Here is an 18,664-nt window from a genome sequence, read left to right on the forward strand (position 1 = left end):
AGGCACATTCCCGACGGAGCACGACAGCAATGAGCGAACTACAGACGGCACCAGCCTGGCTGCCCGGACCCCACCCCGGCATGCTGGAGGCGAGCATCGTGAACGGTGTGGAGTGGTTGCGCCTCATCGTCGAAACCACGGGCGCCCTGGTCATTGCCCTCGGCATAGCCTTCGCCATCCATGGCTTCGTCAAGGCGCTGCTGTCCAAGCGCCCATCCGACTTCACCGCCGTGCGGCTGACCTTCGCGCGCTATCTCAGCCTGGCTCTGGAGTTTCAGCTCGGCGCCGACATCCTGTCGACCGCCATCGCCCCCAGTTGGGATCAGATCGGCAAACTGGGCGCCATCGCCGTGATCCGTACCGCACTCAATTTTTTCCTGCAACATGAAATGCGTGAGGCGCAGCACGACCTGCGCGAACCGCGCCAGACCTGACCACCAGCAACCACCGGAGTCCCCATGCCTCGCGTCAAAATTTACAGCACCGGCACCTGCCCCATATGCGACAAGACCAAGACCCTGCTCAACAAGTGGGGCATCGACTATGAAGAGGCACGCATCGATCTGGACCGCAGCCTGTTGCAGGAATTCTCCCGCGTCACCAACGGCGCGCGCACCGTGCCGCAGATCACCATCGACGAGCGCTGGATCGGCGGCTTCAATGAATTGACCGAGATGCACATGGAAGGCGAACTGGACGAACTGATGGCGGAGTAGCTGTCCGCCGCCTGTTCGCTCCGCCGTTCAGCCCCGTGCGCGCAGGCGCCGCAGCAGATGGCCGCCCCACTGGTAGATAAGGAGGCCGATGAGGATGCAGGCGGTTCCCTGCCACACGCGCAGCTCCACGGTCTCGTCATTCACCCAGTTGCCGAGCAGCAGCGCCAGCACCGGCGTCATCAGGGTAATCACCGAAATGGCGCCGGCCGACAGCCGCTTCAGCACGAAGAAATACAGGTTGAAACCGACCACGGTTCCCATCACACCGAGATAGATGATGGCCCACAGGCTGCGCTGGTCCAGCGCCACCGGCCACGCCCCATCGGAGATGCCCCAGGTCAGCAGGTAGGCGGTGAGCGCCAGCAGCAACGCGCCGCCGTTGAGGGCCATCGGATGCACCGAAGCTCCGGTACGCTTCACCCACACCGCACTGGCCGCCTGCAACAGCACACCCGCCAGCACGGCAACGATACCCTGCCAGGCGATATGTTCCAGCGCCCGCCCGGCCAGGAAGATCAGCGCCAGGCCCGCGATGCCGAGCAACACACCGACGATGCGCAGCGACGACAGACTGCGTTCGTTCAACCACCACGCCGCCATCACGCCGGTGAACAACGGCGTCAAACCGTACAACACCGAGATCAGGCCGGAGGGAATGTACTGCGCACCCCAATAGGTGCACAGCATGGCGGCGTAGATGCCCAGGGCCGCGGCGACATAGGCACGGCGCGCCTCGCGATGCCAGGGCAGGCCGATGCGCAGCAGCCACAGCAGCAACAGGCTCAACACGGTGCCCAGCGCCATGCGCGCCGTGGCGGCAAACAGAAAGCCCGCGCCCTCGCTACTCCATTTGATGGCGAGCGGCGTGGTGGACCAGATCAGGATGATGCCTACATAGGCGGCAGGTACCGACATTTTTCCTTCCCGAAAATGCAAAGGCCGCAGACTCTACGTCTGCGGCCTTTGCTGAAACGATGCCTGAACTGAGGCTTAAACCGGTTTCATTCCTGCGGCACGCAGACGCAACGCATCGCGCCCTACGGCGCGGCGTACCTTGAGCATCGGTCGTGCATTCAGGTGTGCCATGGGGACTAAGCTACGCTGCCGGCGCCGCAGGCGTCAAGGTGTGGCACGCAAATGCCCGGCCTGCTCCAACCAGCCGGTGAGCGTCGCCGCATGGAAGCCGTTCATGCGCTGCTCGCCCACCAGGATGATGGGAACGCCGGTGCCGCGCAGACGGCGATAGTCTTCGCGGCCCTTGCGCGTGGTTTCGATGTCGTACTCGCTGAAGGCGACGCCGCGCGACTGCAAAAAACTCTTGGCCTGGCGGCACACGCCGCACCAGGTCGCGCTGTACATCACCACCGGCTCGCGCTTGCCGAACATGTCCTCCGGCACCGGTGTCGACCCCATCTGGTTGTAGCGCAGTTCGACACCCGCCGCCTTGCGCTCCGGCGGCGGCGCGTCACCGAAATGCACATTGCCCGCGGCATCGGTCCAGCGATAGACGCCGGAACCCCAGGCTGGCACGGCCAGGATGAGCAACAACAGCAGGAGAGCGATGTTACGCAGGAGGTTCATGGGCCGCGCCATCAGTCTTGGATTCGACGCAGCATAGCGCCCTCGGCCCGCAAAGCAAAAGCCCCGCTGTGGCGGGGCTTTTGTGTCGGTGCAGGACCAGGCTCAGGCGGCCTTCTTGCCCGTCCAGGCCTGCCAGCCGTCCATCACCTGGTTGTAGCCGTCGTCGTAGCCGGCCTCATAGGCCGCGGTGATGTGCTGCTCGCCGCGGCGCGGGTTGTGCAGGAAACCACAGGCCCAGCCGTCGATGTATTGCCGATCCACGCCGGCCTTTTCCATGGTGTCCATTGCCTTGAAGTAAGTGGTGTTCATGTTGCCTCCTGAAATACCTGTCAATTGGCCAAAGAAGTCGTACCCCAGCGGGGCATGGCATTAACATAGTATTTCAGTACACTATTTCAACCCCGCAGGGTTTATGTCTTTTCAGCGCAGCACGACGTCCAGCTGTTTCTCGCCCACCGCCCCCAGCCACACCTTCACCACCGTGCCCCCCTCCACCAGCACCAGGGTCGGCGTGGCGCGGATACCGAACTGCCGCGCCGCCGCCGGCTGCTGCATCACGTCCACTTTCACTACGTTGCCGTAGCGCGCCGCCATGGTGTCGATGAGCGGCCCCAGGGCACGGCAAGGACCGCAATGCTCGCTGTAGAAGTAGAACAGCAGCTTGTCGCGCCCCTGCTGTTCCGGTGTGAGCAAGGCGGCATAGTCGGGTGCGGCTCGACCCTGCATGCGCTTGCCGCCCAGCCAGATGAACAGCGGCATGGCCATGAACACGGCCATCACGCCTATGAGTATGAACGGCAGATATTCCACGCCTCACCCCGCTTGACAGAGCAAGGCGCGGCGGCGGCGCCATCCGATCAGCGCCGCCAGCAACGCAAACATTGCCAGCATGGCCCAGGCCGGATGGCGCAGGACATACACCACCGGCGTCAGCACGCCGCGCACCATCACACGCAAGCCCTCACGCTCGCGGATGTAATCGGCGACGGGCGGCGAGTGCTCGTAGTACTGCTCGACGAACCAGCGCCCGGGGGCATTGGTGAGCAGATGACGGTCGCGGAACTCGCGCAAGGTGGCGACGTGCTCCTCGAACGGTGAGCCGTAGGCCGCAGTGGCGATGAAGCAACCGGACGACATCGCCGAGGCCCCCTGCGCACCTTTCACCGGCGCAACGCGGGTGACGGCAAGCTCCACCGGTGCTGTGCCCTTGGGCGGCAACACCGTCAGCCGGACGATAGACCCGGCCGGCCCGGTCAGACGGTACTGCACCTCGCCCGGTTCCAGTGTCGGGACATTGACCCCATCAATCATCAGGAGGAGAGTCCCCTCCACCATACCGGCCTGGGCGGCCGGGCCGTTTTTCACTGGATACAACGTATGGTTCTTGCTGGCGCCAGGGGAAAAATCGGTATCGTCCGGGTAATGAACATTGACACCGATCTTCCCTTCCCCCAGCGGCCCGTAGAGCACCAACGTCTCTTGCACCGGCTCCAGTTCGGTGACCTCATGGCAGGGATAGCCCATGACACTCACGCCATACACGACATGATAACGGCGCTTGGTGAACTGCGCGGTCATCCGCGTGCCGTCGAGACTGATTTCGCCCTCGAAACTGCCGCTGTCGGCCGGAATCACGCAGTCGCCCAGCTTGTATTCCCCACGGCGCCAGTCGCCGCGCATCAGGCTGCCGCTGACCTCGCCGCGCATGCTGAAGGTCGCCCGAGCCGTGACCGGCATGGTCATGCGGCCGACCAGCGGTACAAATATTTCCTCGGCATCGGTACTATCGAGCGATTTTGCGTTGCTCGACACGGTCAGCTTGCCCTCCGCCATCTGCACGGCATAGCTGCCGCCACTGCCGACCCATACACCGGACATGGCCTGGCGCACGGTGGCCTGTTCCTGGCGGAACTCCAGCTTGATGACTTCGTCGCGCACCTTCTGCGCATCCGCTGCGCCCGGAGCCAGTTGCAGGTAGCGGTTATAGCTGGCGATGGCGCCGGCCAGATCGCCGGCCTTGGCGCGCACCATGCCGAGATTGAAATGAATGTCGGGCCATTCGGGGGCGAAACGGGCGGCCTGTTCCAGCTCACGGATCGCCAGCTGCAGATCCTGCGGCGACTTGGCCATCTCCAGCGCCGCCTGACCGCGCAGCAGGTGCCGGCGCGCCTCCTCCGGCACGTCCTGCGCCAGCACTGCCGCCGACAACACCAGCAACAAAACCATCTGCCATAGCGAACTCGCCTTCATCATTCCCCCTAGCGTTCCAATTGCTCCATCAATGCACCGGCCTGCTGCGGGTCGGCCTGATACTGCGTTTCCAGTTGCTGCAGGCGCTGCTCGTCCTGCGCCAGCTGTTCGCGCTCGCGCCGGCGCCGCTCCAGTTCCTGTCTCAGCTTCTGCTGCTCTGCCTGCGCCCGCGCCAGCGCCTCGCGCGCCTGGCGCTGCGCATCGCTTTCCTCTGCCCTGCCGGCAGGCACGTCCTGCAACTTCAGATTGGCCAATGCGCGCTCCTGGCGCGCCGCCTCCTGCTCGCTCGCCTGCAGCTGCTGCTCCAGTGCATGGATATTCCGTTCGGCCTGCTGAGTCTGTTGCCGGTTCATCTGCTTGCGCTCGGACAGCAGCGTGACAAACGTCTGCTGCACCTCCACCGGCGTCGGCGCCGGCGGTTCCGGCACCTTGGCGGCGTCAGCCGGCAACTTGAGACCACCGGCGCCCTGCGCCCCCAATTCAGCCTTGGCACGCGCCTCCTCGCCGGTCTCGGCCCGCGTCGCCGCATCGCTCCAGGCGGCGCTGCCCTTGAGCTGCTCCACCGCGATACCGCCGGCCGGCGGCACCGGCTTCAGGCTCAGGCCGCGGGTACCACCGCCATCGTCCAGTCCCTTGAATTCGTGCAGCGTGCCCTGCATCGCCTCGCGAAACTTCTGCTCCTGCAGCTTGAGCTGCGCCTCCTTCTGCGCCTGGGCCTGGGCGGCGGCCTTGGCCTGGGCCTCCTTGCTCTGGCCACCGCCCTGCGACTGCTTGACGCTGGGGCTGTCGTAGCCGAAACAACCGATGGAATCCGCCGGCTGCAGCTTCTCCCGGCGCGCCGCCTCACAGGCCTCCTTGGTAGGAAAACAGCAATAGGTGGACTGGCCGGTGTGTTTGACGATCACCGGCGAATAGGCGATCCACCAGTCGGCCTGCGCGTAGCAGGAGAAGAACAGCAACAGGCCGGCGCTGGCATGACGCATGGCCCTCACTCTTCCGGCTCCTCACGCCACCAGCGCCGCGTCGTGTTCCAGTCGATGGCGGCCACTGCACTGAACGGCCCGCCTTGGCGCATGACCAGGCGCTGCCCGGCCTCGACCATCACCGCGCTGCCGCCATCCGCCGGCATGGCCTCCACCACACCCTCCAGCACCAGCAGTTCGGTGCTGCCGTCCGGCGCCTGCCGCACCGCGAAGCGGGTGCCGCGCACAGAACACGTACCGCTACCCGTACGCACTTGCATGTGTTTCTTGTGGTTGCGCAGCTGTTGCACCGCAGCGAAAAAAGCACCACGGCTCAGATCGATCACGGCATTACCCACATCGTCCAGTGTCAGTTGCAGCTCGGTATCAGCGGCGATCTGCGCCGCAGTGGCGCCGTCCTGCAGCATGAACTCGGCGCCGCTATTGGGGCCGGTGCGCAGGCCATCCCCCGACTGCAGGGGCTCGGCGCTCGCGCCGGACAGTGGCGTCCAGTTACCCGTGGCACTGCGCTGCTCCACCTGCCCGCGCTGTTCAATCACCGCCGCATCGGTAGATGTACCCAGGCCGCGTTCTTGCAGACGACGCACCAACACCAGGTTCTTGTGTGCCCGTTGCAGATCAGCGGCCATGTCGGCACAGATTTCGCGATAACCGTTGTAGTTATCGCGGCTGATCGCCACCGCATCCCGTGCGGTCGCCTCGGCCGCCTGATCCTTGCGCGCCACGGACAGACGCAGCGCCTTTTCCGCCTCGCGCCAGGTCTGCTCTGCCCGCTCCAAGTGCCGGTTGCACTGTGTCACATCGCGGTGCAGCCCCTGCTTACGCGCCGTCAGCCTCTTGATGGTGCCATCCAAAGGCGCCGCTGCCGCAGGCTGCGGCAGAACCTGTACACCAAGCAACAACAACACGAACAACATCAGGCGTGGCATCACCGGCTCCCGAGATGAGTGCGACGGCGTACTGGCAAGCGTTTTGGTTATGATGAACCCGCGACGAAGCCGAGGGAAGATGCCGGCCAGGAAATATCCACGCGGCCTTGCCTGAAACGCTCAGTCAGGTATCCTTGGTGCCCATGACACGCGTACGCACCTCGCTGGTAATTCTCACCGGAATCTTCGGCCTCGGCGCCTGCTCCACCAGCGATGTGGTGCGTGTGGCCACCAGCGGCAATCCCTCCGCCGCCGCCTCCAGCCTCGCGGCGGCACGGGCGCAGAGCTATCAACAGAATCCCCTGCGCCTGGTGCAAGACCTGCAACAGGCGCAGCGCAATTACCAGAAGCTGGTGGACTTTCTCTCCGGCAAGGCGGGGGCGCAGTGGGGCAACCGGGAAGTAGTGACGCCCAGCAACAAGCGTTACGTCAAATACACCCAGAACTACATGAGCCGCGCCATCGTGCAATTCGATCGCGGTCTGGTGACGGTGGAGACGCTGGACCCGGCGCGGCCGGAGCAGAGCCTGAAGAATGCCATCGTCACCACCCTGCTGACGCCGGAAGACCCACGCGCGGTGGACCTGTACTCGGACAAGAGTGTGGCCCTCTCCGGCCGCCCCTATCTGCTTGGCCTGGTGGTGGATCAGCAGGGCCGCGCCATCGACACGCCGGCGCTGGCGGAGGGCTACGCCGACCATCTGTTGCGCACGGCGCGGCAGACGCGCATGGTGGATACCGAGCAAGGCAGCAAGCGTGTGCACTACGTGCAGATCACCATGGTGCGCGATTATGAGAATCGCCAGGCACAGCGCTACGCCGCCAGCGTCGACAAGCACGCCAAGCAATACGGCGTGAGCAAGAGCCTGATCTACGCGGTGATGAAGACCGAGAGCAGTTTCAATCCATTTGCCGTGAGCAGCGCCCCGGCCTACGGCCTGATGCAGCTGGTGCCGGAAACCGGCGGCCGCGATGCCTATCAGATGGTGAAGGGCTACGCCCATACCCCGAGCAAGGAATACCTGTTCGATCCGGACAACAACATCGAACTGGGCACCGCCTATCTCAACATCCTCGAACAACGCTACCTGGCACGCATCGAACATCCGCTGACACGCGAGTACTGCACCATCGCCGCCTACAACGGCGGCGCCGGCAACGTGTTCAATATGTTCTCCAAGGATCGCGCCAAGGCGCCGGACGTGATCAACTCACTGCCGCCTGCGGAGGTGTACCGCCGCCTGCGCGACGAACACCCGCGTGACGAGACCCGCCGCTATCTGGTCAAGGTGCTGGAGGCGCGGCGCGAGTTCGTCAATATCTGAGGCCGGAGTTTCCGGGTTTAACCACGCCAGGTGCGGAACGGCCCGGTGTCGAGATGGATGAAACCGGAGCGCGGATAGTAGCCCACCCCGCCGCCGCGCAGCTCATGGGCCACCCGCAGCAAGGACTCCAGCTCCCGCCCGGGCAAACGCACGTCGATGGCCCGCCCCGCCATGTGCAGACTCTTCTTCGCCACCCCCGTACTGGTCTGGCTCAACAGGGCATTGGTCTGCGGCGAGCGGTAGGCGGAGATCACCTCGTAGGGGCGTTGCAGCCCCAGGCGCTGTTGCAGACGGAACAGGAGATCGAGCAGCTGCGGCTCCATTGTCCCCGCCTCGCCACTGCGGTGATCGCGCAGCAGGTGGTTGATGGCGGCGATCTCATCGGTCCGATAGCGGCCGTCCTGCCAATACAGGACGCGCAGGGATTCGCCGGTGTGCAGATGGGTGAAGGCCAGGCGGCGCTCGCCGCGGGCGGCCAGGACGGGACCGGCCACCAGGGCCAGTGCCGCACCGGCCCCGAAGGTGAGCAGGCGGCGTCGAGCGATGGAAACAGCTTGGGTTTTCATGGCGGGGGATTCTACGGATTTGCCGGCTCGGCGGCGACGATCCCGGTCGCATTTTCCTGCCACAGCTCCAGCAGGCGCCGGTCGCGGCCATAGATATCGTCACGCAGTTGCAGCACGCCGGCCTCGTCCACCCAGGCGGTCCAGTAGACCAGGTACACCGGGATCGGCTTCGGCAGCGTCAGCCCCAGCGGCCGGCCCTGGGCGATGGCCGCCTCCAGGCTGGCGCGGCTCCAGCGCTCTTCGTCGGCCAGCACATAGCGCGCCAGTTCGATGGGGTCTTCCAGACGGATGCAGCCGGAACTGAAGGCGCGCGCCGGCTGGCTGAACAGGGCCCGCTCCGGCGTGTCGTGCAGGAAGATGCCGTAGCGGTTGGGCAGCAGGAACTTGATCCGGCCCAGGGCATTCTGCGGCCCCGGTCCCTGGCGCAGGATATAGGGAAAGCTGTCACCGTCCACCGTCGCCCAATCCACGCTGGCGGCATCCACCTCGCTGCCGTTGCCGTTCAGGCTGCTGAACAGGCGCATGCCCAGGCGTCCGAGATACTCCGGATCGCGGCGCAGGCGCGGCAGGATGTCGTCGCGGAAGATGCTGCGTGGCACATACCAGTGGGGGTTGAGCACCAGCGAGGTCATGGCGCTGGTGAACACCGGCGTCTGGCGATAGTCGCGGCCGACGATGACACGCATGTGCAACACGGTCTGCTCACCCTCGATGACCTGCAATTCGTAGCCTGCCATGTTGACCCGGATGTGGCGCGGCTCCAGTTGCCGCGGCAGCCAGCGCCAACGCTCCATGTTGGCCTCGATCTGACGGATACGCGCCTCCACCGGCACGTTCAGCACCGCCAGGGTAGCCGCGCCCACGCTACCGTCCGCCTGCAGCCCGTGACGCTGCTGAAACTGCCGCACCGCCCGGCGCAACGCGCCATCGAACCGCTCCGGCTCGGCGACCTGAGCCGACGGCAAATCCCCGGACAACCACAGGCGCCGGCGCAGCTGTGCCACGCGCGGCTCGCGTGCACCGGGACGCAGGATCTCGCCACCCTCCACCGCTGGCCACCCCCCTTGGGCGGCGATGGCACGGTAATGCAGCAAGGCCGCGCGCAGGCGGCGATAGCCCGCGTGGGGTGGCGGCAAACCGGTCAGCAGCGCCAGCAGGTTCTGCTGTTCCAGCGCCGGCGTCAGCAGCGCCGCCGCGTCGAGGGGCGTGTAAGGAATGAACCAGTCGCCACCGGCACGGCGCGGATCGAAGCGTCCGCTGTGCACATTGAGGCTGTAATGGAAAAAGCTGTCGGTGAGTAGCAGGTCCAGCTGGGCCAGTTGCAGGGGGTCGTCGATGACGCCGAACAGGCGCTGCTCGATGGCCGCCAGTGGATAGTCACTCAGCGGCAGGCCTTCACTTTCCGCACGACGCAGCATGTGCAGCAATTCGCTGGCCTCGATGAGGATACCGTCGCGGTTGAACCAGGCGGGGCGGAAATCCCGTTGCCAATAGTAACGGCTCACCTGATCCGGCACTGCCAGCGGCGTGCCATCCACCCGTTCCGCGCCGTTGATGGCCACCACGTAGCGGATCAGATCGGCAGCCTGTTCCACCACCGTGTCGGCGATGGGCCAGTGCAGCGGCGCCGCGCGCAGCGGCAGCGCGCACAGCAACAAAGCCAGCAGCGCACTAACCGAAGAACAGCGCATACGGCCGCTCCAGCGCCTCCCCCAGTTGGGCCGGAGAGAAGTTGCGTGCCAGCCGCAGCAACTCCTGGCCATCGAAATACACCATGAGCGTCGGCACGGCGAACACCGACTGCTGCGCCGCCAGCGCCGCCGCCGCGGCACAGTCCACCAGCGCCACGGCGATACGGGGGTAATCGCGTTGCAACAAGTCCATGATGCGCGGCTTGAGCACCTGGCACACGCCGCAGTCCGGGCCGCTGAAGTACACGGCGGCGGCAGGGTTCTGCTGCACAAAGGCGGTGAATTGGGCGATGGTTGCAAGTGTGGTCGGCATGGCAGTTTTTGACGTGGGGCGACGGGTCCGTGATAATGACAAAAGACCATGCAGGAGAATCAACTTTTGTCCCACTACAGCCAACAGGAGCGCGAACAGCTCGCCACCCTCGTCATGAGCGTGCTGGAGGAGTGGAATATTCGCGAAGAATACCAGATCAGCCTGCTCGGCCTGCCGGAGGATACCGCCACGCGCGAACTGACCAAGTTCAGCCGCGGCAAGGCACTGCCCGACGACGAGGATCTGCTCGCCCGCGCCGTGCACCTCATCGGCATCCATCAGGCGCTGCACGTGGTGTTCCCCCTCAACCCCAAGATGCCCGGCTTCTGGCTCACCACCCGCAACCGCTACTTCCGCGGTCAGCCGCTCACCGTGATGCTGGATGAGGGGCTGGTGGGCATGGACCGCATCTGGCGCCATCTGGACTGCACCCGCAACTGGGAATAAGCACGGCGGCGGGGCATAATCCGCCCCCACCATGGACCCGCTCACCCTCGCCGCCTTTCTGTTCGTCGTCGCCCTCGGCGCCTATGTGCAGACCGTCACCGGCTTTGCCCTCGGCCTCATCGTCATGGGCGGCATCACCCTGTTCGACCTCGCCCCGGTGGCATTCACCGCGGTGGTAGTCGGCTTCACCGCCCTGATCAACAACTTTCTCGCCCTGCACCGTGCGGTGCACCACATCGATCGCCGCGGCGTGAGCTACACCCTGCTTGGTATGCTGCCGGCGGTATGGCTCGGCGTGCTGTTGCTGGAGGCACTGCACAACACCTCGGTGGACACCCTGCGCATGTTCCTCGGCGCGGTGATCCTCACCGGCGGCGTACTGCTGGCCCTGCGGCCACACCCGCATGCGCGGCGCGCACCGGGCTGGGTGGACACCGGCGTGGGGGTTGCCGGCGGTGTGCTGGCGGGGATGTTCTCCATCGGCGGCCCGCCGCTGGTGTTCCACTTCTACCGCCAGCCGCTACCACTGGCGGTGGTGCGCGCCACGCTGCTCGCCACCTTTGCGGTGGCCACGGTGGCACGGCTGGTGTACGTCGGATTGGCGGGAGATATCAGCCTGGAGATGGTGCGACTCAGCGTGCTGTGCCTGCCGGTGGTGTTTCTCGCCACCCTGCTGGGCCGCCGTTATCCACCACCACTGCCCGATTTGGCGATGCGCCGCTTCGCCTTCGCCCTGCTCGGGGTGATCGGGTTGATGCTATTAATCTGAGTTTTGAATTTCCAAAGCCTGCCTTTCGAAACCCCAAACTCCCAACTCGAAACTATTTGTCCAACCCCACCCACGGCGTCACGCCCATCTTGTGACGGATCATGTCGCTGTAGACCTGGGCCTCTTCGCGCGAACTGAAACCGCTGGCGCGCACGCGATACCAGATGCGCCCCTCCATCTGGGCCGTCTGTACCTCGACGTTGAATCCCGCCTGCTTCAGCCGCTGCTGCTCCGCTGCCGCGGCCTTGGCATCGGTGAGGGAGGCCACGTTCACCACCCAGCCGCCGCTGGCGGCGGGCTTGCTGGCAGTGGTGACCGGCTTGGGGGCCGGTTGCGACGCCGGTGCAGCCGCCTTGGGCGGTTCCGGCGCCTTGGCCACCGGCTGTGCCGGGCGTGCGGCAGCCGCCAGCTCCGTACGCAGCGCATCGATGCGCTGCTCCAGCTCATCCAGCCGGGCCGTCACAGCGTTCAACTGCGCACCGGAGTCACTCATGTGGCTCATCGGGCCATCCAGCAGCACGGCCATTTCATTCACGCGTTGGGTGAGCAGCGCCAGATTTTCCTGGGTCTGGCGATCCGGGCCGGCAACAACTCCTGCCGGCTGCTGACGCAACTGCGCCAGTTCGGCGCGCAGATCGTTCATCTGGCCATGCAGGCTGACGGCAAACCAACCAGCGACGGCGGCGATCACCAGCGAGAACAAGGCCACGCCGATGGTCGACACATCCAGCGCCTTGCCATCCGTCGTGGACTCATCATCCGCCGCCATGATCGACACCGGGGCGGCCGATGAAACCGGCGCCGCGTTGAACAGATCGCCGCTATAGCCGCGCCCTGCGCTCCGCTGCGGCGGCTCGGGGGCGGCCATGTCCTCCACCACAGCCAGGTCGAGATCGTCGGGCGCCACTTCCGAAGCCACACTCAGCTCGGGCACATCCTCCAACTCATCGAGATTCAGCTCCGCCCCGACAGGCGGCTCATCGTCCGCCCCGGCCGCCACCTCGTCCTGCGGTGAGGCCTCCGTGACCTCAACCGCGGTCTGTCCCTGGCCGAACTCATTGAGAAACGCATCCAGCGCATCCAGGTCGGTGGAGGTATCGTCAATCTGCCGCTTGTCCCCGCCGTCATCGTCACCCAGCACATCGCGAAAATCTGCCAGCAGATCCTCCTCGCCGTGCTGCTCCCCGGGCGTTTGCTTTTCTGTCATGAGATGGCCTCGTTATTGTTTTCGGTCCGCTGCGAGGCAGGCCGCTGTGCTGCACAGACTAACAACAGGCAACGCCAGCGGCAATTCCCGCTTCGGCCTTGGTCACCGCCCGGATCCCCTGGCATGCGCGGCAACACGCAACGCGTTCCCTTCCGCGCCGGGCTAGCGCCGTTCCTCGGCACCGAAGTAACGCATCATCACCTCGCCCACCGACGGCGGCAGGTTGCGTGCACCGCCAAATTCGGTGTTGGTCAAATCGGCATGGATGAAATTGGCCTGCGCCAGATCGGCGCCGCGAAAACGGGCATAGCGCAGGATGGCGCCGCTGAACACCACACCCACCAGACGCGCGTCGGTGAAGTCGGTGGCCTCGGCATCCAGGCCGGTCATGTCCGAGCCGCTGAAATCTGCGCCATGCAGACGCGCCCCGGCCATGCCGCCACTGCGCATGAAACAGCCGAGGCAACGGCTCCGGCTCAGATCCGATTCGTCGAACAGCACATCCTTGAGATAGGCGCCGGTGAAGTCGGCCTCCGGCGCCTGGATATTGAGCAGGTTGGTGCCGAACATGAAGGCATCATTGAGACGGGCCTGATCCATACGCGCACCATTGAAAGTGGTATGAAACAGATCGGCCTGGGAGAAATCCGCCGCGCGCAGGTCGGCGTCATTGAAATAGGCCCACTTCAGATTGGCGCCGCGAAAATCGGCACCAGCCAGGGCCGCACCGCGAAAGTTCATGCTCTCCAGCTGCATGCCGGCGAAGCGGGCACCCTCCAGGGCATAACCGGCGAGAGAACGGCCGGTAAAGTCACAATGGCTGAGATCGGTGTGCGGCGCCGGCGCCACACAATCACCGCGCGGCAGGTCGGCGGCCGCCAGCGACGGTGCTGCCCAAAACACCAGCCATACCAACCATCGCATGCGCCTATCCTCCGCGTCGAACGGCAGGGAAAGCATAGCAGCAGAGTCCCCCTAGCCGGCGATGACCGCTTGCCGCTACACTCCCAGCCCATCTTCCTCCACCCGGCGATGGCTATGGATACGGTCAGCTACGAATACCGCTTCAGCTTTCCCAACGGACGTCAGGAGCAGTTCCATATCCATCTCGATGGCGCCACCCTGACGCCGCGCGAACCGCTGCCGCCGGTGCTGCCGGACTGGACGAGGCTGGAGTTCAAGCAGTGCGAGGGCTGCCAGCTGCCCTACGGCTCCTACAGCCACTGCCCGCTGGCGGCCCATCTGTCGCCGGTGGTGGAACAACTGAGCGACGTCACCTCCATCGACCAGGTCCAGGTCACTGTACTGCTGGACGACCGCACCCTCACCCGCAGCGCCACCGCCCAGGAAGGCATCAGCTCGCTGATGGGCGTGGTCATTGCCACCAGCGGCTGCCCGGTCACCGAGTTCTTCAAACCCATGGCGCGCTTCCATCTGCCCTTCGCCAGCGCCGAGGAAACCTTCTACCGCGCCGCCTCCATGTACATGCTGGCGCAGTACTACCGCTGGCAGGACAACCTGTCCGCCGACATGGACATGAAGGGACTGGTGCGTTTCTACGAGAAGGTGGCCAAGGTGAACAAGGGCATGGCCGAGCGTATCCGCTCCATCAAGCGCGAGGACGGCACCATCAACGCCATCGTCCTGCTCGATATGTTCGTCAAGGGCATGCCGCACGCGCTGGGGGAAACGCTGCAAGATCTGAAGCCGCTGTTTGCGCCCTATCTGGCGGAGACCAATATCATTTGACACGGCGGAACTGGGTCAGGCTGGCATCATAGCGATAACCAGCCTGGGCCAGACGTCGTTCCAGTTCCGCACGCACCACCCCCAGGCTGCGCGCCAGGTCGTCCAGGTCGGCGTAGTCGTTGCGCAGCCTCATATTGATGAGACTGTAGAGCAGGTGCGGATCGCCCGGCAGCTTCATGCCCGCACCGCCTCCATGGTCCGCTCCGCCGCGTGCGGCGCGCGGCGGCCGAACAATCCCCAGGCCTTTTCGTGGAAGTAGTAACCCACGGTGTTCACCGCCGGCTCCACCAGGGCCACGGCGCTGCCGATCATCACGTCGCCGGTCAGCGCGTACACCACGCCGAAGGCGATGGAAAAGTGCATGATGGCGAAGGTGACGGTCTTGGTCATGGCGGCGCTCCTCGTTGACTGTGGCTGCATGGCCTAAAGGATAGCGGCGCCGATAAATAGGTGAAATGGATTATTTATATCGAAATGATAGTTAATGACTATTAACAAGCCGACGGCGGAATAAAGCCGCCGCCGCGCGCCACTACATTAGAGACGTAGCCCAACCACCCCGCGGAGCCCCCCGATGAAAGTACTCCCCCGTCTGCTCGCCCTCGCCGCCCTGCTGCTGGCCGGCGCCGTCCACGCCGACCCGCCGGCTGGCTATCCCTTCGTCCCCTACGACGAGGGCCTGCGCCAGGCCCAGACCAGCGGCAAGAAGATCTTCCTCTACTTCGGCCGCTACGGCTGCGCCTGGTGCGATAAGACCAACAAGGAGAGCTTCTCCGACGCCGGCCTTCAGCAGCTCTATAGCGACCACTACGTGCTGATCTATGTGGACGCCGAGAGCGGCACCCGCCTCACCCTGCCCTCCGGCGAGCGCATCACCGAAATGGAACTGGGTGCGCGCCTCAACGTCTTCGCCACCCCGGTGTTCCTCTATCTGGAACCGGACGGCAGCCGCATCCTGCAGGCGCCGGGCTTCAAGACCGTGCAGGACTTTCGCGACTTCGACCGCTATGTGCGCGGCGGCCACTACAAAAAGATGAAGCTGCTGGAATTCCTGGCGGAGAATCCGTCGTGAGGGGGCTGGCGGCCGGACTGCTGGCCCTGACGCTGGCCCAGTCCCTGCAAGCGGAGTGGGCATTCGCCGACTTCGAGGCCGTTTCGGGCGCGGCGCAGGAAAAGCTGTTTCCCCACCTGGAGTCCGCGGGGCGCGGCAACCTCACCGCCAGCGACGGGCACCTGGCCGTGGTGTGGGAAGACAACCGCAGCGGCAGCCCGCAGGTGTATGCCGCCCTGCGCGCCCTCGACCGCCCCGGCTTTGCCGCGCCGCTGCGCCTGAGCGCGGGCAAGGAGGCCTACGAACCGGTAGTGGTCGGCCTGGGCAAGGGCCGCTTCCTTGCCGCCTTCGAGCAGGACGGCAAGGTGGTGGCGCGGGTGTTCTCGGCCACCGAACAGGGCGCGCTCACGCTGCTGGATGCCGCCGCATCGGCCCAAATCACTCTGGCTGCCGGCAAGGGCCGTGTCCACGCCGCCTGGGGCCGGCGCGACGGCCGCTTCCTGCGCCTGGTCAGTGCCCCGCTCATGGTGGGCGGCCTGAAGGTCAGCGCCGGCACTGCCCGCGCCGTGGACGTAAGCCCCGCCCAGGATGAGCAGCTCTACGCCTCCCTCGTGGCGACCGGCCAGGGCTACGCCATCGCTTGGGAGGACCGCCGCGCCGGCCATACCCGGCTGATGACCGCCGTGAGCGGCGACGGCGAAAAATGGAGCGCGCCGCGCCCGCTCAACGAAATCCCGCGCGGCGGCAGCGCCGCCGAACTGGGCCTCGGCCGCGGCCCCGGCGTCACCCGCGTCAGCATGGCCGGCGACGGCGCCGCCGTGGTGGCGGCGGTATGGATGGACAAGCGCGACTTTCTCTCCGGCTACGACATCTACGCCGGAGTGAGCACTGACCACGGCCACAGCTTCGGCCCCAACGAAAAGGCCCAGGACGCCTTCGCCGCGGAAAAGCCGCAGTGGCATCCAGCGGTCGCCGTCACGCCCCACGGCGTGGTCGCCGCCTGGGACGACCCGCGCGACGACAGCCCCGACATCTGGCTCTCCACCCGTCAGGGCGAGAAGGACTGGAGCGACGACTTCACCCTCCCCGGTGCCTCCGGCCCCGGCCACCAGGACAACCCGGTGCTGCTGTGGCACGGCGACCGCCTGCACCTGGCCTGGGTACACAAGGACGAACGCGGCGCCCAGGTACGCTACGCCCAGGCGCGCTGGGAGTGAGGCAGACGTGGCCGAAAATCATTCCACCGGCAAACCAGCCTGCTTCCATTCCGGGTAACCGTTTTCCAATCGTCGTGCCTGGAACCCTTGGGCACGCAAGCGTCGCACCGCCTCGAAGGCCAGCACGCAGTAAGGCCCGCGGCAATAGGCTACCACTTCGTTTTCCCTGGGCAGCTCGGCCAAGTGCTGTTCCAGTTCCGCCAGCGGGATGTTGATGGCGCCAGGCAGATGGCCGGCGGCGTACTCCTCGGGGGGGCGCACGTCGAGCACCGTGACCAGACCGTCGCGGGCGCGACTCAAAAGCTCGGTGGCGGGCAGGGGCTCCAGACTGTCCTTGACCGTCAGGTAGGTATCCACCAGACGCGACACGTCGGCGAGGTGGGTCTCCGCCACCCGGCGCAGGCACTCCAGCGCGGCGATCACGTCGTCGCCGGAGAGGCGGTAGTGCACGTGCTGCCCCTCTTTGCGCGCGGTCACCAGCCCCGCCTGGCGCAGGTGCTGAAGGTGCTGGGAGGTATTGGCCACGGTGAGACCGGAGACCTTGGACAGCGCCTCCACCGTACGCTCACCCTGGGCGAGGAATTCGAGCAGCTCCAACCGATTGCCGTTGGCCATCGCCTTCGCCACACGGGCGAACTGCTCGAAGAGTTGCTGTTTGAAGCCTTGGCTTGACATCGTCGGGGCGCCCCCTTCAAATATTCAATAAACAAGTTGAATTATAACATCGTACTGGAGGACTCCATCTTGAAATACCTGCCGCTGTCCATCCTGCTCCTGCTCGCCAGCCTCGGCAATGCCCAGGCCGAACCCGTCACCCTGACCCACCAAGGTCTGCAAGTAAGCGCCGAACTGGAGCGCGCCGGCGATAACTGGCAGGCGCGGCCGGTGATCCTGCTGCTGCACGGTACCCTGGCCCATCACCGCATGGAGATCATCCGTACCCTGCAACAACTCTTTCTGGAACGCGGCTACAGCTCCCTGGCCATCAACCTCAGCCTGGGCCAGAGCAATCGCAGCGGCATGTACGACTGCGCCACGCCGCACCGTCACCGCCACACCGATGCGGTGGACGAGATCGGCCTGTGGGTGGACTGGCTCCAGGGCCAGGAGGTGAGGTCGGTGGTGCTGTTCGGCCACTCGCGCGGCGGCAACCAGGTTGCCCGCTACGCCGCCGCCCACGACAGCCCCCAGATCCACAGCGTGGTGCTGGCTGCGCCGCAGACCTGGAGCGCCGGCTACGACCAAAAGAACTACCAGTCCCGCTACAACAAGCCACTCGCCGCCGAGCTGAACAAGGCCGAGGCGCTGGTGGCCGAGGGACAGGGCGACACCCTCATGCAGCCGGTGGATTTCCTCTACTGCCAGCAGACCGCGGCCACGGCCCGCGCTTTCCTCTCCTACCACCAGCCCGACCCGCGCATGGACACGCCGAGCGTGGTGCGCGACATCCGCAAGCCCGTGCTGGTAGTCGCCGGTTCAGAAGACGAAACCGTGCGGGACCTGCCGCAGAAGATGGCGGCCGCCCAGCCCGGCCCGCACGCCCAACTCATCACCCTCGACGGCGCCGACCACTTCTTCCTCGACCTCTACGCCGAAGAGCTGGCCGACGCAGCCGTGGCCTTCATCGAGGCCCGCTGATGCATCCGTTGCTGGGTATCCTGCTGTTGAGTGCCACGCCGGCACTCGCTGCCGTCCAACAGACTGCCGAGGAAGGCAGCGGCCTGCCCGGCTGGCAATGGCAGGGGTATGGCGCGTCCTTCACCTTTAATCAGCGCCTGCCGGACCAGACGCGCGCCTTTTTCCAGGGCCGCGGTTTCCTGCCGGAACAGGCCGAACCGCTGGCGGCGGACTGCGTATTCCAGGCCATCAT

Annotated in this window: 24 protein-coding genes and 1 pseudogene; 10 read left to right on the plus strand and 15 right to left on the minus strand. The window is 65.5% G+C overall.

All coding sequences use genetic code 11. The annotated features are described in order from the left end of the window. Window positions 1–29 precede the first annotated feature (29 nt). Together ACMV8A_RS06485 and ACMV8A_RS06490 are read left to right on the plus strand one after the other, a co-directional pair. Window positions 30–434, plus strand: coding sequence for a DUF1622 domain-containing protein (locus ACMV8A_RS06485; protein WP_495324944.1), 405 nt, complete (start codon window positions 30–32; stop codon window positions 432–434). Window positions 435–458: 24 nt separating this feature from the next. Continuing rightward, entirely contained in the window at window positions 459–716 is a 258-nt protein-coding gene (locus tag ACMV8A_RS06490; RefSeq protein ID WP_495324945.1) for a glutaredoxin domain-containing protein, read from the plus strand. Between the two features lie 27 nt (window positions 717–743). Here ACMV8A_RS06490 and ACMV8A_RS06495 read toward each other — a convergent pair whose 3' ends face one another. The 7 genes from ACMV8A_RS06495 to ACMV8A_RS06525 all read right to left on the minus strand — a co-directional run bounded on the left by ACMV8A_RS06495 (window position 744) and on the right by ACMV8A_RS06525 (window position 6,459). Continuing rightward, a complete protein-coding gene (locus ACMV8A_RS06495) occupies window positions 744–1,631 on the minus strand; it encodes a DMT family transporter (RefSeq protein ID WP_495324946.1) in 888 nt (295 codons plus the stop codon). 204 nt (window positions 1,632–1,835) lie between these two features. After that, window positions 1,836–2,297 (minus strand): DUF4124 domain-containing protein, encoded by a 462-nt coding sequence (locus tag ACMV8A_RS06500; protein ID WP_495324947.1) that lies wholly within the window; start codon window positions 2,295–2,297, stop codon window positions 1,836–1,838. 102 nt (window positions 2,298–2,399) lie between these two features. After that, window positions 2,400–2,606, minus strand: a complete 207-nt coding sequence (locus ACMV8A_RS06505; RefSeq protein WP_495324948.1) for an Alvin_2107 family globule sulfur oxidation protein — start codon at window positions 2,604–2,606, stop codon at window positions 2,400–2,402. Between the two features lie 111 nt (window positions 2,607–2,717). Further along, complete coding sequence (locus ACMV8A_RS06510) at window positions 2,718–3,107, minus strand: thioredoxin family protein (protein ID WP_495324949.1); 390 nt, start codon at window positions 3,105–3,107, stop codon at window positions 2,718–2,720. Between the two features lie 3 nt (window positions 3,108–3,110). Beyond that, window positions 3,111–4,550 carry a CFI-box-CTERM domain-containing protein gene (locus ACMV8A_RS06515; protein ID WP_495324950.1) on the minus strand — a complete coding sequence of 480 codons (1,440 nt, stop codon included), beginning with the start codon at window positions 4,548–4,550 and terminating at the stop codon, window positions 3,111–3,113. Between the two features lie 5 nt (window positions 4,551–4,555). After that, window positions 4,556–5,530: a hypothetical protein gene (locus tag ACMV8A_RS06520; RefSeq protein ID WP_495324951.1), complete on the minus strand. Its 975-nt coding sequence runs from the start codon at window positions 5,528–5,530 to the stop codon at window positions 4,556–4,558. 5 nt (window positions 5,531–5,535) lie between these two features. Further along, a complete protein-coding gene (locus ACMV8A_RS06525; RefSeq protein WP_495324952.1) occupies window positions 5,536–6,459 on the minus strand; it encodes a FecR family protein in 924 nt (307 codons plus the stop codon). A gap of 143 nt (window positions 6,460–6,602) precedes the next feature. Between ACMV8A_RS06525 and ACMV8A_RS06530 the strand changes: the two genes are divergently transcribed. Beyond that, window positions 6,603–7,784 carry a murein transglycosylase domain-containing protein gene (locus ACMV8A_RS06530; RefSeq protein ID WP_495324953.1) on the plus strand — a complete coding sequence of 394 codons (1,182 nt, stop codon included), beginning with the start codon at window positions 6,603–6,605 and terminating at the stop codon, window positions 7,782–7,784. A 17-nt stretch (window positions 7,785–7,801) separates the two neighbouring features. Here the strand turns inward: ACMV8A_RS06530 and mepK are convergent, their stop codons facing one another. From mepK to ACMV8A_RS06545, 3 genes are read right to left on the minus strand one after another with little or no spacing between them, the layout of a single operon-like run. Then, a complete protein-coding gene (mepK, locus tag ACMV8A_RS06535; protein ID WP_495324954.1) occupies window positions 7,802–8,350 on the minus strand; it encodes a peptidoglycan L,D-endopeptidase MepK in 549 nt (182 codons plus the stop codon). Window positions 8,351–8,361: 11 nt separating this feature from the next. Further along, complete coding sequence (locus ACMV8A_RS06540; protein ID WP_495324955.1) at window positions 8,362–10,041, minus strand: L,D-transpeptidase family protein; 1,680 nt, start codon at window positions 10,039–10,041, stop codon at window positions 8,362–8,364. Beyond that, window positions 10,022–10,354 carry a thioredoxin family protein gene (locus tag ACMV8A_RS06545; RefSeq protein WP_495324956.1) on the minus strand — a complete coding sequence of 111 codons (333 nt, stop codon included), beginning with the start codon at window positions 10,352–10,354 and terminating at the stop codon, window positions 10,022–10,024. The genes ACMV8A_RS06540 and ACMV8A_RS06545 overlap by 20 nt, the downstream gene beginning before the upstream one ends. Before the next feature lie 66 nt (window positions 10,355–10,420). Here ACMV8A_RS06545 and ACMV8A_RS06550 point away from each other — a divergent pair, with 66 nt between their 5' ends. Together ACMV8A_RS06550 and ACMV8A_RS06555 are read left to right on the plus strand one after the other, a co-directional pair. After that, entirely contained in the window at window positions 10,421–10,801 is a 381-nt protein-coding gene (locus tag ACMV8A_RS06550) for a hypothetical protein (RefSeq protein WP_495324957.1), read from the plus strand. Window positions 10,802–10,832: 31 nt separating this feature from the next. Then, entirely contained in the window at window positions 10,833–11,570 is a 738-nt protein-coding gene (locus ACMV8A_RS06555; protein WP_495324958.1) for a sulfite exporter TauE/SafE family protein, read from the plus strand. A 52-nt stretch (window positions 11,571–11,622) separates the two neighbouring features. Here the strand turns inward: ACMV8A_RS06555 and ACMV8A_RS06560 are convergent, their stop codons facing one another. Both ACMV8A_RS06560 and ACMV8A_RS06565 read right to left on the minus strand, forming a co-directional pair. Continuing rightward, complete coding sequence (locus tag ACMV8A_RS06560; protein WP_495324959.1) at window positions 11,623–12,777, minus strand: SPOR domain-containing protein; 1,155 nt, start codon at window positions 12,775–12,777, stop codon at window positions 11,623–11,625. Window positions 12,778–12,939: 162 nt separating this feature from the next. Next, window positions 12,940–13,701 carry a pentapeptide repeat-containing protein gene (locus ACMV8A_RS06565; protein ID WP_495324960.1) on the minus strand — a complete coding sequence of 254 codons (762 nt, stop codon included), beginning with the start codon at window positions 13,699–13,701 and terminating at the stop codon, window positions 12,940–12,942. Between the two features lie 114 nt (window positions 13,702–13,815). Between ACMV8A_RS06565 and ACMV8A_RS06570 the strand changes: the two genes are divergently transcribed. Further along, complete coding sequence (locus ACMV8A_RS06570) at window positions 13,816–14,526, plus strand: DUF6901 family protein (RefSeq protein ID WP_495324961.1); 711 nt, start codon at window positions 13,816–13,818, stop codon at window positions 14,524–14,526. Here the strand turns inward: ACMV8A_RS06570 and ACMV8A_RS06575 are convergent. Together ACMV8A_RS06575 and ACMV8A_RS06580 are read right to left on the minus strand one after the other, a co-directional pair. Continuing rightward, window positions 14,519–14,704 (minus strand): DUF4250 domain-containing protein, encoded by a 186-nt coding sequence (locus ACMV8A_RS06575; RefSeq protein ID WP_495324962.1) that lies wholly within the window; start codon window positions 14,702–14,704, stop codon window positions 14,519–14,521. The two genes, ACMV8A_RS06570 and ACMV8A_RS06575, sit on opposite strands and share 8 nt — an antisense overlap. Then, complete coding sequence (locus ACMV8A_RS06580) at window positions 14,701–14,916, minus strand: DUF2061 domain-containing protein (protein WP_495324963.1); 216 nt, start codon at window positions 14,914–14,916, stop codon at window positions 14,701–14,703. The genes ACMV8A_RS06575 and ACMV8A_RS06580 overlap by 4 nt, the downstream gene beginning before the upstream one ends. Before the next feature lie 184 nt (window positions 14,917–15,100). Here ACMV8A_RS06580 and ACMV8A_RS06585 point away from each other — a divergent pair, with 184 nt between their 5' ends. Both ACMV8A_RS06585 and ACMV8A_RS06590 read left to right on the plus strand, forming a co-directional pair. After that, window positions 15,101–15,598, plus strand: coding sequence for a thioredoxin family protein (locus ACMV8A_RS06585; protein WP_495324964.1), 498 nt, complete (start codon window positions 15,101–15,103; stop codon window positions 15,596–15,598). Further along, the gene (locus ACMV8A_RS06590) at window positions 15,595–16,794 is read left to right on the plus strand and encodes a sialidase family protein (protein ID WP_495324965.1); all 1,200 of its coding nucleotides are present in this window, start codon (window positions 15,595–15,597) and stop codon (window positions 16,792–16,794) included. Before ACMV8A_RS06585 ends, ACMV8A_RS06590 begins: the two co-directional genes overlap by 4 nt. An 18-nt stretch (window positions 16,795–16,812) precedes the next feature. Here ACMV8A_RS06590 and ACMV8A_RS06595 read toward each other — a convergent pair whose 3' ends face one another. Further along, window positions 16,813–17,469, minus strand: a complete 657-nt coding sequence (locus ACMV8A_RS06595) for an ArsR/SmtB family transcription factor (RefSeq protein WP_495324966.1) — start codon at window positions 17,467–17,469, stop codon at window positions 16,813–16,815. Window positions 17,470–17,538: 69 nt separating this feature from the next. Between ACMV8A_RS06595 and ACMV8A_RS06600 the strand changes: the two genes are divergently transcribed. Together ACMV8A_RS06600 and ACMV8A_RS06605 are read left to right on the plus strand one after the other, a co-directional pair. Continuing rightward, the gene (locus tag ACMV8A_RS06600; RefSeq protein WP_495324967.1) at window positions 17,539–18,432 is read left to right on the plus strand and encodes an alpha/beta hydrolase; all 894 of its coding nucleotides are present in this window, start codon (window positions 17,539–17,541) and stop codon (window positions 18,430–18,432) included. Then, window positions 18,432–18,664, plus strand: a pseudogene (locus ACMV8A_RS06605) (hypothetical protein); the annotation flags it as partial. The gene ACMV8A_RS06600 and the pseudogene ACMV8A_RS06605, both read left to right, overlap by 1 nt.

It is taken from the genome of Sulfurivermis sp. (genome assembly GCF_059410345.1).

Coding starts and splice junctions, on each gene's coding strand:
- ACMV8A_RS06485 (WP_495324944.1), top strand. CDS start 30: ATGAGCGAACTACAGACGGCACCAGCCTGGCTGCCCGGACCCCACCCC.
- ACMV8A_RS06500 (WP_495324947.1), bottom strand. CDS start 2,297: ATGAACCTCCTGCGTAACATCGCTCTCCTGCTGTTGTTGCTCATCCTG.
- ACMV8A_RS06565 (WP_495324960.1), bottom strand. CDS start 13,701: ATGCGATGGTTGGTATGGCTGGTGTTTTGGGCAGCACCGTCGCTGGCG.
- ACMV8A_RS06570 (WP_495324961.1), top strand. CDS start 13,816: ATGGATACGGTCAGCTACGAATACCGCTTCAGCTTTCCCAACGGACGT.
- ACMV8A_RS06595 (WP_495324966.1), bottom strand. CDS start 17,469: ATGTCAAGCCAAGGCTTCAAACAGCAACTCTTCGAGCAGTTCGCCCGT.
- ACMV8A_RS06505 (WP_495324948.1), bottom strand. CDS start 2,606: ATGAACACCACTTACTTCAAGGCAATGGACACCATGGAAAAGGCCGGC.
- ACMV8A_RS06585 (WP_495324964.1), top strand. CDS start 15,101: ATGAAAGTACTCCCCCGTCTGCTCGCCCTCGCCGCCCTGCTGCTGGCC.
- ACMV8A_RS06525 (WP_495324952.1), bottom strand. CDS start 6,459: ATGCCACGCCTGATGTTGTTCGTGTTGTTGTTGCTTGGTGTACAGGTT.
- ACMV8A_RS06490 (WP_495324945.1), top strand. CDS start 459: ATGCCTCGCGTCAAAATTTACAGCACCGGCACCTGCCCCATATGCGAC.
- ACMV8A_RS06540 (WP_495324955.1), bottom strand. CDS start 10,041: ATGCGCTGTTCTTCGGTTAGTGCGCTGCTGGCTTTGTTGCTGTGCGCG.
- ACMV8A_RS06530 (WP_495324953.1), top strand. CDS start 6,603: ATGACACGCGTACGCACCTCGCTGGTAATTCTCACCGGAATCTTCGGC.
- ACMV8A_RS06495 (WP_495324946.1), bottom strand. CDS start 1,631: ATGTCGGTACCTGCCGCCTATGTAGGCATCATCCTGATCTGGTCCACC.
- ACMV8A_RS06545 (WP_495324956.1), bottom strand. CDS start 10,354: ATGCCGACCACACTTGCAACCATCGCCCAATTCACCGCCTTTGTGCAG.
- ACMV8A_RS06555 (WP_495324958.1), top strand. CDS start 10,833: ATGGACCCGCTCACCCTCGCCGCCTTTCTGTTCGTCGTCGCCCTCGGC.
- ACMV8A_RS06575 (WP_495324962.1), bottom strand. CDS start 14,704: ATGAAGCTGCCGGGCGATCCGCACCTGCTCTACAGTCTCATCAATATG.
- ACMV8A_RS06520 (WP_495324951.1), bottom strand. CDS start 5,530: ATGCGTCATGCCAGCGCCGGCCTGTTGCTGTTCTTCTCCTGCTACGCG.
- ACMV8A_RS06580 (WP_495324963.1), bottom strand. CDS start 14,916: ATGACCAAGACCGTCACCTTCGCCATCATGCACTTTTCCATCGCCTTC.
- mepK (WP_495324954.1), bottom strand. CDS start 8,350: ATGAAAACCCAAGCTGTTTCCATCGCTCGACGCCGCCTGCTCACCTTC.
- ACMV8A_RS06560 (WP_495324959.1), bottom strand. CDS start 12,777: ATGACAGAAAAGCAAACGCCCGGGGAGCAGCACGGCGAGGAGGATCTG.
- ACMV8A_RS06515 (WP_495324950.1), bottom strand. CDS start 4,550: ATGATGAAGGCGAGTTCGCTATGGCAGATGGTTTTGTTGCTGGTGTTG.